Source organism: Paenibacillus sp. BR1-192, from assembly GCF_029542445.1.
Taxonomy (GTDB): Bacteria; Bacillota; Bacilli; order Paenibacillales; family Paenibacillaceae; genus Paenibacillus_AQ; species Paenibacillus_AQ lautus_A.
Genome location: NZ_CP120718.1, coordinates 3,475,629 through 3,490,722, shown reverse-complemented (window position 1 = coordinate 3,490,722; position 15,094 = coordinate 3,475,629). Strand labels below are relative to the sequence as shown.

The following is a 15,094-nucleotide window of genomic DNA, read 5'->3' as shown; positions in this document are numbered from 1 at the left end:
GATCACTCCTTAAGCGCGGAACGGGGCATGGTGAGTAATAACACACAGCCTGCTCCATCCTTCGTGCCGACCTGGAAGGTGCCGCCCCTTCGCCGGGTCGTTTGCCGCATCATGGTCAATCCGAATCCAAGCCGTTCGGACGTAAAGGGCAGTCCGTTATTTTCGAGCGTAAACTGGATAGCGTCTTCTGTCTCGATCAACTCAAACCGGAAGAACGTGCATTGGCCGTGACGAATACCGTTCGTGATTCCCTCCTGCAAGGCATGGCGGATCAACTTCTCGGCCTCCGGCTCAAGACTTCCGTCGGAGACTTCAATCTTATGCTCCACGCTGACTTCCGCATATTGCTGGGAGTCGTTAATGATTTGCAGCAAGGAGTCCCGGAACGTCGCTGAAGCAGCCGCTTCCTCGGCAAGCATATGCACGGATTTCCGCATTTCATGAAGCCCTTTGCGGAGCAGGTCGGACGCATGCTTCAATTTCTCCGTCGATTCCGGTGCGTTCTGCGAAGACATTTTCAGACCGAGCTCTAACTGAACGACGCTGGCTGTTAGAATATGTCCTACGTGATCGTGAATATCGCCGGCAATTCGGTTCCGCTCGGCGAGCACGGATATCTCCGACAATGCTCTGGCCCGTTCTTCCAAAGAATGCTCAAGCTCAATGGTCCTCGCCTCCACTTCGCGTTCCAGCGTTGCATTCCAGCGTGCCAGTTGGAGATGCAGTTCAAGGCGTGCCAACAGCTCCTGCTTGTCGACGGGTTTCGCAAGATAATCATTACCGCCGTGTTCAAAACCGGCAACCAAATCCGTCATTTGACTTTTTGCGCTGAGGAAGATGACAGGCAATTCGCCAGAATTGTAATGCCTGCGTATTTCTTCACCTAATTGGAGTCCGGATACGTACGGCATCATGACATCGAGAAGCGCAATGTCCGGTTTGTATCCATTCTGGATCCATTCCAGGGCCTCTTGTCCGCTGCATGTCGACCTGAGTGAATATTTTCCCGCCAGGAACTGCAAGAGTACCTGGACGTTAATCGGATCGTCATCCACGATGAGCACCGAAGGCAGTTGTTTATTGGAGTGGGCTGCCTCCCGCTCAGGCTCAACGATCTCCCAATGCGGGAATGACTCTGCCGGAATGTAATCTGCGACGGGCAGAGGAGGGCTCTTCGGCTTTCCTTCGCCAACCATGGGGAGCGTAAAGCTGAACGTTGAGCCTTCTCCAACACCGGAGGTTACTCCAATCCTTCCGCCATGCAGTTCGACTAGCTTCTTAGTAATCGAGAGCCCGATCCCCGTACCGCCTTGTTGAGATCGATCCAGAGGATTAATTTGCTCGAATGATTCAAAAATACGGTCCAGATCAGCTTCTGCGATGCCGATTCCGCTATCGGTTATCTGAACCGAAACTTGTCCTTGCAGCCTCTTTGCCGTGACGGTGACCGTCCCGGTTTCCGTGTAAGCGATCGCATTTCCTATTAAATTATGCAATATTTGCTGCAACCGATTCTCGTCGGCCATCACGTACATATCGTCCGGCAATTGATGGGATAGTCGAAGCCCTTTCTTCTCGGCTAATGGGTTGAGCACTTGAAGGGTCAGCTCGACGGCCAGACGCAAGTTAACCGTCACGAGGACCAAACCGATTTCCTGGTGCTTGAGCTTTGAGAAATCCAATATATCGTTGACCAAATGGGCAAGCCGCTGGCCGCTGACCTTCATGAGCCGCAAAAGATCGATGACAGGCGATGGCAGTTTGCCGGAACTTCCGTCAATCAATGCATCGGCCAGACCGATAATGCCATGGAGCGGAGTACGCAGCTCATGCGAAGTTTTCGCCAAAAATTCATCCTTCAGTTTATCTAATGTCAACAAACGCTCCGACAAACGCTCCACTTGGGAAAATGCCCGTGAGAATTTCATGGACAGCAATAATGCCTGCAAAAATACAAACCCCAGCACACCGTACTGCAGCAACGCTGGCGTTGTAAAGACTCCATTACGGTTTAAGGTATCATTGACCGCCGTCAGGAAAATCAGGGTAAATCCGAGTATGAGGAGGATAGCTCCTTCTTGTCGTTGCCTTGCTACCCGAATGGATGCATAAACGGCATAGAGAACAAGCCCGATGGAATAGACCTGAAATAGGATCAGGGAATAATCGTACACCCGGATATCTGTTGTAAGCACCAGTAAGGTCAAGAATATCGTGAAAAACTGCGTCAACCGACATACCTTGCGGGATAGAAATTGAGGAAACAAGTGATATATATATGAGATCAAAAATAATTCGCCGACGTAAATCGTTAAATACGATACTTTTGCAAACCAAACCCATGAGAACGCTGGGAATATTTCCAGTATAAATCTCGAACCCACCAGCATCGTTCGAACTGCCATGCACATACAGAATAATCCGAAATACAGCGGAGTAGCGTCGTTGCGCCTGAGCACGTACAAGATGACATGATACACAGCGATCACCAGCAATGAACCGATGACGAGACTGTCTCTTACAAGCTCTACCGACTTCTCCTGCAGCAGCTGTTTGGCGTCTCCAAGCTCAAAGGCGTTATTAATCCCGCCCTTGGGATACGTAAAATTGGCGACCTGAACCAGAAGCGTTAATCGTCCGTCCGAGTCCGGCTTAACGGGTACGACTACAGACGGACCGTACTTTGGAATGGATGCCTCGTGCGTAGATTCTGGTTTACCGACCGATGCCGCCAGGGTATCGTTGACCCATAGGGCGTATGACGAATAGATGTTACGCAGCTTGAGTGCAATCGGCTCTTCAGAATTAATCCCGCTAATCGTCAAACGATACGTTGCATATCCGTCGGCTGGAAGCTTCCTGCCGTTCAACGAATAATTTGTCCAATATTCAGGCATATCGACGTATGCACTTACGGCAGGAAAGCTCCCTTGTTTCAGATCGTCCGGATTCAGCAGTTGGTTCCAATAAAATGCCCACTTTCCGTTCAACGCAATGGAGCCGTCTGTGCCGAAATCCCATCCTTCCAGCTGAAGCTCACCGTTCTGCACGCTCACGGACGACTTCGCAGTTGCAATATCCGAATGGCCGGCTAAAGATAGGATCAGGTAAAAAAAAACAGGGCAGCCGCGTGTTTACGCCATCTCATGCGAGAATGGACGCAACATCGATATAAATTTCATCGCCTAACCGGGCATTCCCCAGCAGGCGAAGATGTCGCTTGGATGTAAAATCTTTGGGTTCGTAACTGTTGGGTGCTTTAGCGGGGGACAACAGCTTTAGTTGGATATAGGTTTCCGCTACAAGTTTGCTGCAGAAGAAGTCGCGGAACGAAGTAGTGATGCCGAATTTGCCCTCGATGATCTCCCAATACATCTGTTTTTTATCCGGAAACACGGCATCATGCACCTGCTCGATAAAATGATCCAGCAGCTCGTACATTTCCGGTGTTCGATCGGCATGCAAATGACGAATCGCAAACATCGTATCGTAATGGTTGCTGACATCGGTTGACAATCGATCGCGTAACTTCACGAGCTGAGGACCTGATTTCTTGATATGTAACCACGTATCCTCCAGATTATCGAGCGACGTGGATTCCCATAACAGCACTTCATCGTTCGGAGCGCGTACGACCATCGCAACATGTGACCACGGACAATGTTCCAGCGCTTCAATTCGAAGACTTCCCTTGGCTACCCCATGAGCGAGCAGAAGATCTCCGGTCTGCAGCTTAGGTTCAATCTCGTTATAAGGAACGGTGGTTTGGTTCATATTATCCCCCTTGGCTGGTGAAATTCACCATGAATTTTGGTCCTTCAGTTTAATACTAAACGCAACCCATAAATTGTCAATCACTGAAATTGGGCTTTGGCATCGTCTTTGTCCCTTCCCGAATCCATTTTTAGTAGATATAGGTGATTATCGGTTCGTACAGAGCTGTTTTCGGTTATCGATTTGCGCAAACAGGCCTGCCCGGATTTGCTCCAAGGCAGGCCTGTGTATTTTAATGGTTTTCGTTTACATATTCTGGCGCTTCTCCTGTCACGCTTCCTCCCATAACCGCTTCAGATTGTCCAAACCCAATCGGGTTCCTTCCCTGCACTCCTCCATGCCCTCGAATTCCAGCGTAATATCCCCGTCATAACCGGATTCTTTAATGAGTCGAAGGATTCGCCGCACATCCAGATCCCCCTGCCCGAAGATGGAGCCTCGTAGGTAATTGCCATGGGAGGTTCTGAACCACTTCCCCCCGCCCGGATCCTGATCAAACGGACGATAATAGAAGTCTTTCACGTGGACGAGCGAGGCCAGCGGCAAATTGCGTTTCACGCCGACCAGCGGCTGCTCGTCAACGCATAGAAAGTTGCCGATATCCAAGGTCGTCTTGAAGTTCGGACGGTCGACTGCCTGCAGCACGCGCTGTACCCGGTCGCTTGCCTGCACGCTCACGCCATGGTTCTCGATTGTGGTCGTGATGCCGTAGCGGGCTGCGTAATCCGCGATTTGACGGCAGCCTTCCACGATCATGTCCAAATGGGTTTCCACGTAATCGATGCCCATCTTCTCCGGCGGCAGCGTGAACGCCGTTACGTCATGCCGCATATGCTTCATTCCCAGCCGGTTGACCGTATCCACGTGGCGCTTGATCCGTTCGACCTCCGCATCGAAGTCGTCCCTGCTCTCCTGGACGAAATTAGCGGGCATGGAATAATTGGATAATGCGATGCCGGCTTCGGCCGCCCGCTCACGCACCGCGTCGGCAAGTCCGGGATTGTCCTCCAGCGTAAATCCATAGGGCACGATCTCCATGTGCTGTCCGCCGTTCTCCGCGATCCAATCCACCACATCCAGCACCGTCATCTCGCCTGCACGGATAGCCGGCAGCAAGCTGTAGGTGCTCACACCAACCCTCATTGCATGATTCCTCCTTTATTTGCTTCTTCCATCGTAAGCTTCCTGATAGATTTCCAGGTAGCGGGCTACATTCATGGCCTCCAGCTGCTTCACGTAGCCGTCCCAGTCTTTATCCAGATCGGCATCGCCAATCACGAAGCGTGCCATCATTTCATCCACGTAATCGTTGATCGTTTTGGACAGATCCGCTACCTCGGACGCCTGCTCGTTTGTCAAAAACAGCGGCGGAACGGTGCTGACATCGGTTGGTTTGTAAGGTTCGTATTTATTTTTCGTCTCGTTGTACAATACGACTTCCAGATCGTCGTCTCCTTTGGCAACGGCGCTCAGGCGGAAATCATTTGTCCGCAAACTCGGGCCGGTTTGTATCCAGGCAATATTTTGCACCGTACCATATGATTTTAGCTCAGACCAGACCGCAGGCTCCCCGTTGATACCGACCTCTCCGTCCTTCGCTTCCCTCCATTCCTGGTCCGGACGGCCATAGACGCTGCGCAGCGTATGCTCCCGTTCGTACAGGCCATCTGCCCAGCGCAGGGCAAGCTCAGGATGCTTGGCCTTTTTCGTGATGACGAATGCACCCGGGTTCAATCCGGTGGAATCGAGAGCCGCATAGCGAACGCCGTTCGGTCCTTTGAGCGGCGGCACCGTCTTATATTCCAACCATCTGCCGCTTTCGCCGAGGAGTTGGGTAAATATACCCTGGTGGCCGCCGGTTGAAGCACCCAGAATGACCGTATCGGGATTCTCCCCGATCTGGATCAGCTGATTGTCATCCTGCGTGAATGACTCCGGAGCGAGCAGTCCCTCGGCATACAGCTTGTTCATATACCGCAACCCTTCCCTCCACTCCGGTTTGTTGAAGGCGACGTCGAGCTTGTCGTCTTTTATGAATATATGCTTGTAACTTGAGCCGTAAACCGGATTATAAATGAAAGAATTCAACAGGAACGCATCGATGGAGGAGCTCCAGGATTTCGGTGAGATCGACAGCGGAATCTCATCCTGGATTCCGTTTCCGTTCGGGTCCTGTTCTTTGAAGGCCTTCAGCACCTCGTACAGCTCATCGGTGGTTTCCGGCATCTTCAGATTGAGTTTCTTCAGCCAAGGCTCATAAATCCACATTTTCTGGCTCATGGAGCAGTGATAGCATTCATTCACTTCCGGAAGCGCATAGATATTGCCGTCCAGCGCGGTAATCGTGGATTGGATTTCCGGATTATCCTGGAACAATTTCTTGGTGTTCGGCCCCTGCTTCTCGATCAAATCATTCAACGGGAGAAAGGCGCCCTGCGAGCCGTAAATCATCTGCTGCGCCGGCGATATGTTCAATCCCAGGATGACATCGGGATAGTCCTCGCTGGCAAGAACGAGATTCAGCTTCTCCTGCATGCTCTGCTCCGGAACGACCTCCCACTCGATGTGCACATTCGTTTTCTCTTCGTACCATTTGGTGAAATCGTTCGTTTCGAAATTCTCGACCAGCGGATTTCCCCGCACCATCACCTTCAAAGTGGTTTTCTCTTGAACCAGCGGATAGGTTCCCGGTTCGGATAATGCGATTGCCTCGGTACCCGTATTTTGTGTTTCATCCGCGCCTTTCGGGCCCTGTGACCCTGTACAGCCTGCAAGAAGGATACTGAATGCGGTGATAACACCCATGATAACCCGCGTTCTTTTTCTCATAACGTCCCGCCCTCCTGAAATAATGGATGTATTATCCTTTTAACGAACCGATCATGACCCCTTTGACAAAAAACTTCTGCAGGAACGGATAAACGATCAGCAGTGGAACCGATGTCACCACGATCAGCGAATATTTCAGCAGCTCCCGCAGCCCTTGCCGGGCCGCCGCGGTTTTGGCGTCTCCGAGCATTTCGATATTGACCTCGTTCTGCACCAGAATATCGCGGAGCACCAGCTGCAGCGGGTACAAATCCGCGCTTTTTAAATAGATCATGGCGTTGAAATATTGGTTCCAGTGGCCGACGGCATAGAATAAAGCGATGACGGCCAGGATGGGACCCGAAAGCGGCAGCACGATGCGCCATAGGAACCGGAAATCCGTACATCCGTCCAGCTGTGATGCCTCCAGCAATTCTGTAGGGATTGTCGTCTGGAAGTAGGTCCGCATGATGATGACGTTCCACACCGACAGCGCGCCGGGAATGAGCATCGACCATACCGTGTCAATCATGCCGAGATCCTTCACCAGCAGATAGGTCGGTATCAGTCCCCCATTAAACAGCATCGTGAACACGAACAGCAGCATGAACAGGCCGCGCCCCCGAAAATCTTTGCGTGATAGCGGGTAAGCCGCCATAACGGACAGAATGAGATTAATCGAGGTGCCTGCCAGCGTATAGAACAGCGTGTTCATGAAGCCTTTGGCAACCATCGTGTTTTTGAACACCGCACGGTACCCCTCGAGCGTCGGTTCGACGGGCCACAGCCATACCTTTCCCGATAAAACCGCGCTGCTGGAACTGAACGAAGCACTGACTACATAAATCAACGGATATAACACAACGATTAAGAAAACGGATAAAATGACGTAGTTCACCACCGTAAAAACGCGGTCCGAGCCGGATTCCTTCATGGCAGGTGATTGCATTACATATCCTCCTTTCCTTACCAAAGACTTTCCTGCTTCAGCTTTTTGGCCGTCTGATTCACGATCAGCAGCAGCACGAAGCCGATGATCGCTTTAAACAAGCCAATCGCCGTGGCATAAGAGAAATTCATCGCTTGGGATACCAGTCCAACCTTGTACACATACGTGTCGATGACCTCGGAAGATCGCAAATTCAGCGCATTCTGCATTAACAGGATTTTCTCGAAGCCGGTCTCCAGCATTTGACCCGTATTCAGAATGAGCAGAATGATGGCGATGGGCATAATGCCCGGCAGGTCAATATGGCGCATCCGCTGCATCTTCGAAGCGCCGTCGATGACGGCTGCTTCATGGAGTGCCGGATCAATGCCTGAAAGCGTTGCCAAAAAGATGATGCAGGAAAACCCGACGTTCTGCCAAATATGGGACCACACGTAGATCGACTGAAACCAGGAGGCCTCGGCCATGAAATGATAGGGACCTGCGCCGAACCAGCCGAGCATCGTGTTGATGAGCCCCGTTCTCGGGTCCATAAACTGCAGCATCAAGCCCACCAATACGACCAGAGAGATGAAATAAGGCGCGTATGTAACCATCTGGACGGTGTTCTTGAAACGCCGGTTTCTTACATAATTCAAACCGAGCGCGAGCAGAATGGGAAACGGAAAACTGGCTATCAGCGTGTACAAGCTGATGGAGAACGTATTCTTAAGCAAACGCCAAAATTCATGCGATTGGAAGAAACGTTCGAACTGGGCAAATCCGACCCATGGACTGCCACTGATTCCTTTTGTGACGTTGAACTCTTTAAACGCAATCTGCGCGCCGTACATCGGCACATACTTGAATATGATGATGTACAATAACGGGAGCAAAAAAGCGCGCGTACAATTGCCAGCTGCGGATGATACTCTTCCAGCCACTCAGCAGTTACCACTCCAATCTTCAATGGGATTCGTCCCGATCCGGTCCGTGATTGGAGTATATACAGCCGGCTTGTTCCGCGTAAATCTTCATGTTCCTGTCGACTATTCAGAATTTTAGAATGGGCTGTTATTCATCAATCCGGCAGTACGCATCTCTTTAGATTAAGCATAATCTCCGGCCCGGTGAAGGCGTCTGTACTCGGTGGCGCTTATCCCGTTTACGCGTTTAAACGCCCGGCTGAAGGTGTTGAGTGACAAATAGCCGCAAGCTGCAGCGATGTCGCTGACCGGCTTGTCGCTAGTCGCCAACTCCCGCTTAGCCTCATCCATGCGGAGCTTCTCAAGATACTCCGAGAAATTCAAGCCCGTCTGCTCCTTGAAGAAGTACGATACATAAGCTTCGGAAGTGTGGGTTTCCCGGGCGAGCGCGGATAAACTCAGATCGCTCTCCCCATAGTGCTTCTCGATATAGCTCAGCAGCCGGTTCGTTAAATGAGCATTATGGCTCTTCTTCCTCTCCTCGTTCTTCTGACAGAGGCGAACGAAAGCGGCATAAAGAATATTCATGCCTTCAGCAGGGGATAACTCGGGATTTAACGCTCGGATGACGGCATCCGTTTCCTCCGTTCGGTGGCTTCCATCATTCCCTGTCTGTTCGTTGCACTTCATCAGGGTACCGCTAAGCTCCTGGACAAGGAGCTTCTCGACGGCCATCGGCATTTGCCGATCCGACCTGTTCTTCTCTTTGATCTGCCGAAAAAGCTGCTTTGTCTCATCCAGATTGCCGGCTTTCACGAGCTGGATTAACCGCATCTCTTCGTCTGCCGGGTAATAATAGGAAAAGGCCGGCATTACCATCTCGGCATGATAGAAAATAGGAGACTTCTCGCTCCATCCCGCATGATGCAGGACAAACTTGGCCTCCCCGTAGGAACGATACAGCTCGGCAATATTGGACCGGAACTCGCCTACAGCCATGTACAGGCCCGTGCCGGAAATTCCAATCAAATGCTCATGGATCGACTGTAGATGTGCACGCATTTGCATCGTGAATTCCTCTTTGTCCGCTGCCGTTCCAGACAAGACCAGAACCAATTGATTTTCTCCAAAGTCATGCAGCAGCGCCCCTTCTCCGCATAATGATTGAATCCGGTCGCGGATGTTGATTTTGACAATATCGAGCTCCATCAGCATTTCTTCCATGAATGGCTCGTGGTATCCTCGAATATGAAGAAGCGCCACCGCATGGTGAGATCCCCTGAGCTGAACCTGCGCGTGTTCCATGGCAGCCTCCAGCTCCTGCATCGACGTGAAGCTCCCTTTCAGAAGACGATCAACCAGAACGTTTCGCAGCATCGGAATCTGCTCTTCCAACCGCTCCTTCAGCGAATCATGGCTTTCAACCAGCTCGGATACGGAATGGCCGATATAATCAACGGCGTTACGCGAAGCAGTTTGAGCTGCTTCCGATCGCGTTGAAGGCAGCAGCTGAAGGATTTTGAGGAGCGGCCTGCTGCTTCGATATGCCAAATAACCGGCTACGCCTAACCCCAGCAGCAGAGCTGTAATGAAGATGGTTAACGTCAACTGCTTGATATAATATACCTTTTGGAGCACCACGGATTTAGGCTGGGCGGATACATAGCTCCAGCCGTTGTATTCGGATGTGGATTGAGTCACAAGCATCTCCTGTTCATCCCATCGGATATGGGTATCGCCACTTTTTATGGGAAGCGCTTTCATAAAATCCTGTTCTTTCAATCCGATGGAGCTGATCAAGTTTCCGTTAGCATCCGCTATATAGGCAAAGCCCTCTTGTTCCGGATCGACTTTGCGGAGCATGTCCTGGATCTGCCTATTGTTAATCAGGACCGTAACAACCCCGCTGCTGCTTTTGTTCCCGAAGGATTGCATATAACTCACGACGGAGTATGGTTTGCCTTCATAAACAACCGAATGTCCCGGCGTATACGTTTTATAATGATACTGCCCGAACAATGCTTGCCTCCATTCGCTTAACGATTGGCCTTCATAACGCAGCAGCAAACGATAATACTGGTCTGACGTATACACTTTGCGGGGAGAGATGACCATGCTGCTGTTCTTGTACGCGATGTAATAATCCACAATGAAATGATTAAACAGTTTGTAGTTAAACAAGCTCTTTTCCAAATCCCACAAACGGTATGGGCCTGTGCCGGCAAATGGTTCTTTCTCGAATTGAAAAGATTGGATCTTGGATTCGCTCGACATCTGCCGTGCGATGTTCTCGATTTCGGCAAATCGCTGATCCAGCGCTTCCTGAATTTGCTGCAGTGCCGCAGAGGTGCTCTTTACCGTCTCGTTTTCAATCAGCTCCGAGGTTTTCCCATAAGCAAACCATCCAACCAATAGGGAGCCTACCAGAATGACGGCATACGGTATAAAAAATCGAAACAACAGCCCTGCCTTCTCTCCCGAAACGGATTTCACCGGCATTTTCCCCCTTTCTTCCCTTCAGATATGATCCAATATATCAAAGATTGATGCGCGTAGTCAGTAGACCAAAAGGCACTGATTTCCCCCCATTAAGCGTCGTAAACGCAAAAAGACCCGCCTGTGCAGATCCGATTCCACCATTCGGTTTTACCCCGTACTTCCTAGCTTCGTCATATCCTATACCCGGCATATTCGCAAGGGAAAGGGCATCCCGCTGTCTGCAGGTATGCATGATATGTTCATGAGCAACATGCACGGCTCCTCCGGAACGATGAATGGATTGAATGAACTGGAGACTGTCGTTAATTCAACCGTAAATTGGTTATCCTTTTCGCTATCCCTTATACTGGATAAGAAACTATCATTTTCGAGAGGAGACCATACCGATGAATGTGAACGAATCTCTGAAAAATGCATTGTTTACCAAGGAATTTACCCATAACCCTTATCCGGTGTACGAGAAATTGAGGCAAAGCGATCCCATTATGAAGCTGCAATTTCCGGATGGTCGTCATGGGTGGCTGATCAGCAGTTACGCTGAAGCCGTCGAAGCGCTCAAGGATGGCCGGTTCAGCAAGGACGTCGCGAAGGCAATGGGCGCGGAACAGACCAGCGTGTTCAGCACGAATATGCTGTTCTCCGATCCGCCGGATCACAAACGGCTTCGCGGATTGGTCCAGAAGGGTTTCACGCCGCAGAGAATCGCGGATATGCGCAGCCATATTCAAGAGATCGCGGATAACCTGTTGGATGCCGTCTCCTCCCAAGACACCATGAATCTTATTGACGAATATGCCTTTAAGCTTCCCATTATAGTAATCAGCGAGATTCTCGGCGTACCCGCCGAGGATCAGGACAAGTTCCGGGTATGGTCCAATTCCATCATCGGCGCTTCCAATCAGGAAATGAACGAGCAGGTCGTCCAGCATATGAACGAATTCATCGCTTATTTGAGGGACTGGTTCGCCAAGGTTCGCGAACAGCCCGGCGACGATATGATCAGTCAGCTGGTCATTGCCGAGAACCAAGGTGACCGCTTATCCGAACAGGAGTTATACGGCGTCGTTACCCTGATGATCATAGCCGGTCATGAAACGACGGTGAACCTGATCGGCAATGGCGTGCTTGCATTATTGGAGCATCCGGAGCAGCGGAAGCTTCTGCAGGAACAGCCGGAACGGATTCATGGCGCCATTGAGGAAATGCTTCGCTACAACGGTCCCGTTGAATTCAGCACTTCACGATGGGCCGCGGAGGACTTGGAATTTCACGGTGTCCATATGAAAAAAGGCGACTTGGTTGTCATCGCCCTAAATTCCGCTAATCGCGATTCCACACAATTCGAGGATCCCGATCTGTTCGATATCACCCGTGAGAAGAGCCACCACTTAGCCTTCGGCAAGGGAATACACCTCTGCCTCGGAGCACCGCTCGCCAGGCTGGAAGGTGAAATCGCGATTAACACGCTCCTTCGCCGCTTTCCCGATTTCGAGCTTCAGGGCAAAATCGACGAGCTGGAATGGAGGCCGGGTATGATCGTGCGCGGCGTGAAGGAGATCCCCATTTCACTTCGTTCTTAATATCCAGCAGAATAATATATTTACACCTAGTAAAAAAGGCGAACCCTAAAAGTGGTTCGCCTTTTGTTTGTGGATATGTTCAATTCAGTTAACATATATAACATTATGTAAACTAATTAACTGATGAACAACGAGCTTTAGTCCTTTACCGAAGCGAATAATATATATCACTCGTTTTATCCAACCGATGTTAAAGTTATTGATATGGTAATAATGGGTAAACTTAGAAAGTATCACTTTGTAAAACGATGGACTTCAGAATTTTATAACAGAAAGAGGATGAGACGAATGAAGTCTTCTAAAACCCATGAAAATCAAACACAGCGCTCAAACTACGCCGAACGCAACCTATGGGCCGGCATCTTGTTCGGGTTAGGGCTGGTCGGATTTATCGATGAGGTGGTATTTCACCAATTGCTGCATTGGCATCATTTCTACGATAAGTCTACAAGCGATATCGGCCTTGTCTCTGATGGTCTGTTTCATGCGTTCAGCTGGTTTGCTACCATCGGCTCCTCGTTTCTGATTGCCGATCTGCACCGAAGGAACGCGTTTTGGGCTAAACGATGGATTGGAGGCATTCTGTTAGGCGGTGGCGCTTTCCAACTGTACGACGGCATCATCCAGCACAAATGGATGCGACTGCATCAGATTCGTTATTACGTCGATATAAGACCCTACGACTGGGTCTGGAATCTGATTGCTGCCGGCATGATCATCGCTGGCATCATACTCATTGCACGAACTCGAAACCGCGTCCCTTCCCGGAAGGCCGCATCCTAAGATGAGTAGCCATTCGTTTCATCATCATGGTGCCGGAATGTTCGAAGGCGCTGCTGTATGGCACCCTTGGGAATGGATTTTGAGTTTCTTCCTCGCTGGCCTAATTCTGCTCTATTGGACAGCTGCTGCGGTTTCCAACCGACGCCACCGCAAATGGCCTGCCCATCGTTATGTTTGCTGGATTGCGGGATTGACCTGCATAGGTTTATCGCTGGCAGGCCCGTTGGCCCGGCTTGCCCCTGCGAATTTCCCGGTGCATATGCTTGGGCATCTGCTGCTCGGCATGCTCGGGCCACTGCTGATTGCGTTTTCAGCTCCAATGACGCTTCTGCTTCGGTCAGTCCCAGTGCCGGTCGCAAGAAGAATTAGCCGATTGCTTAAGAGCAATCCCGTCCATTGTATCTCACATCCATTGGTGGCCGCTTTGTTGAATATCGGCGGCTTATGGATCCTCTACACCACCGGGTTGTTCACGGCCATGCATTCTAGCCTAATTCTTCATATAGCCGTTCATTTTCATGTGTTTGCAGCCGGATATCTATTTACGGTTTCTTTGATCTACGTGGATGTGGTTCCCTACCGCCGAAGCTTTCGGCTTCGTGCGTTCATCCAGATCATTGCCATGGCGGGACACGGGATACTCTCCAAATACTTATATGCCCATCCGCCCGACGGCGTTCCTTTCGAGCAGGCAAAGCTTGGTGGCATGCTGATGTATTACGGCGGCGATGCCGTGGATCTCGTTCTCGTGTTGTGGATGTGCATGCAATGGTATAGGTCGTCCCGTCCGCGACCGGCATCGTTTCATCCAATCCCGGATTAATCGCCGCTTACCGGATTATGCTTGGTGTCGCTGGTCTCCTCCGGCAGGCTGTTGGATATGCTCGGTACATTGCGCGGCTTATATTCGATGAGTTCCGAAGAGTATATGGCTACGGTCATTCTTCCCCCGTTCCCGAATGCCCGAATGAGGATGGGTTGATTATAGGCGTTCTCAAAGACAAAATCCGGGCCTCCCCAGCTAACCGTAGCGTCTCGACCAGGCAGCACGTAAGGGACGTTCCGGCTGTGGGAGTAGCGCTTCACAATCTGCAAACCTGCACGGTCAATCGCATTATACAGCGTCGAAGAAACCTGACAGATTCCGCCCCCCACTCCTTCGGACAATTCGCCTCTTACGATCACGCCGGCACGTTTGTACCCCCTGTCCACCGTTCTCATGCCGACGACCTCATTGAACGAGAACGTTTCCCCGGGGAATACGACTGCGCTGTCAATCGCTTGAGCAGCCAACGCGATGTTATGGGAACGATTTTTGTTATTGGAATTAAAATAGGTTACATAGTAGCCGATCGGCTTGACGCGAATGGAAGCCAGAAGCTCGGTGTCCACTTTCGGATATATCGGATACCTCGGCGCTTCGATGGAAGAAGCCCCGGTGCCGTACCAATACGAATAGTATTGTTCCAATAGCTTGCGTCGGTCGAGACGATGGCCGTTCTGACCCGGAACGATCTGGCCGCTGCTGCCAATCTTGGCATTTCGGGCTTCCATATACGTCTTGCGATCAAGTTTATCCACCCATTGATCGTATTTGTCCATATCCAGCAGCGGGAACACATCAAGCGCATGTTCGCTTCGATTCACGCTTTCCATGACTTTGCCTTCCTGGGTAATCGTTAAATTGTCGTTCTCCGGTTCAGTCCCTTGCAGGAGCATGAACAGTAGGCTAATGACCGACATCCATTTCAAGTGGGTTCACCTGCTTTATCTTTGTGTTTTCCTCGTCTTCGTGC

Annotated in this window: 11 protein-coding genes; 3 read left to right on the top strand and 8 right to left on the bottom strand. The window is 50.7% G+C overall.

Annotation, left to right across the window (positions count from 1 at the left end; translation table 11 throughout):
* Nucleotides 1-2 precede the first annotated feature (2 nt).
* The 7 genes from P0X86_RS15525 to P0X86_RS15495 all read right to left on the bottom strand — a co-directional run bounded on the left by P0X86_RS15525 (nt 3) and on the right by P0X86_RS15495 (nt 10,935).
* Entirely contained in the window at nt 3-3,056 is a 3,054-nt protein-coding gene (locus P0X86_RS15525; RefSeq protein WP_277748908.1) for an ATP-binding protein, read from the bottom strand.
* Between the two features lie 88 nt (nt 3,057-3,144).
* Entirely contained in the window at nt 3,145-3,774 is a 630-nt protein-coding gene (locus P0X86_RS15520) for a hypothetical protein (protein ID WP_192571950.1), read from the bottom strand.
* Between the two features lie 270 nt (nt 3,775-4,044).
* Complete coding sequence (locus P0X86_RS15515; RefSeq protein WP_192571951.1) at nt 4,045-4,917, bottom strand: sugar phosphate isomerase/epimerase family protein; 873 nt, start codon at nt 4,915-4,917, stop codon at nt 4,045-4,047.
* A gap of 15 nt (nt 4,918-4,932) precedes the next feature.
* The gene (locus tag P0X86_RS15510; protein WP_277748907.1) at nt 4,933-6,603 is read right to left on the bottom strand and encodes an ABC transporter substrate-binding protein; all 1,671 of its coding nucleotides are present in this window, start codon (nt 6,601-6,603) and stop codon (nt 4,933-4,935) included.
* Nucleotides 6,604-6,634: 31 nt separating this feature from the next.
* Entirely contained in the window at nt 6,635-7,531 is an 897-nt protein-coding gene (locus P0X86_RS15505; RefSeq protein WP_009590217.1) for a carbohydrate ABC transporter permease, read from the bottom strand.
* A 17-nt stretch (nt 7,532-7,548) separates the two neighbouring features.
* Nucleotides 7,549-8,454 carry an ABC transporter permease gene (locus P0X86_RS15500; protein ID WP_277748906.1) on the bottom strand — a complete coding sequence of 302 codons (906 nt, stop codon included), beginning with the start codon at nt 8,452-8,454 and terminating at the stop codon, nt 7,549-7,551.
* A 165-nt stretch (nt 8,455-8,619) separates the two neighbouring features.
* Complete coding sequence (locus tag P0X86_RS15495; protein ID WP_192571954.1) at nt 8,620-10,935, bottom strand: helix-turn-helix domain-containing protein; 2,316 nt, start codon at nt 10,933-10,935, stop codon at nt 8,620-8,622.
* Between the two features lie 386 nt (nt 10,936-11,321).
* On the opposite strand from P0X86_RS15495, the gene P0X86_RS15490 reads away from it, so the two are divergent.
* The 3 genes from P0X86_RS15490 to P0X86_RS15480 all read left to right on the top strand — a co-directional run bounded on the left by P0X86_RS15490 (nt 11,322) and on the right by P0X86_RS15480 (nt 14,121).
* The gene (locus P0X86_RS15490) at nt 11,322-12,515 is read left to right on the top strand and encodes a cytochrome P450 family protein (RefSeq protein ID WP_277748905.1); all 1,194 of its coding nucleotides are present in this window, start codon (nt 11,322-11,324) and stop codon (nt 12,513-12,515) included.
* Nucleotides 12,516-12,803: 288 nt separating this feature from the next.
* Entirely contained in the window at nt 12,804-13,298 is a 495-nt protein-coding gene (locus tag P0X86_RS15485) for a DUF2243 domain-containing protein (RefSeq protein WP_228468929.1), read from the top strand.
* Between the two features lies 1 nt (nt 13,299).
* Complete coding sequence (locus P0X86_RS15480) at nt 13,300-14,121, top strand: cytochrome c oxidase assembly protein (RefSeq protein WP_277748904.1); 822 nt, start codon at nt 13,300-13,302, stop codon at nt 14,119-14,121.
* On the opposite strand, the gene P0X86_RS15475 is transcribed toward P0X86_RS15480, so the two are convergent.
* Nucleotides 14,118-15,041 (bottom strand): VanW family protein, encoded by a 924-nt coding sequence (locus tag P0X86_RS15475; RefSeq protein ID WP_228468992.1) that lies wholly within the window; start codon nt 15,039-15,041, stop codon nt 14,118-14,120. The genes P0X86_RS15480 and P0X86_RS15475 overlap by 4 nt on opposite strands.
* Nucleotides 15,042-15,094: the final 53 nt, after the last annotated feature.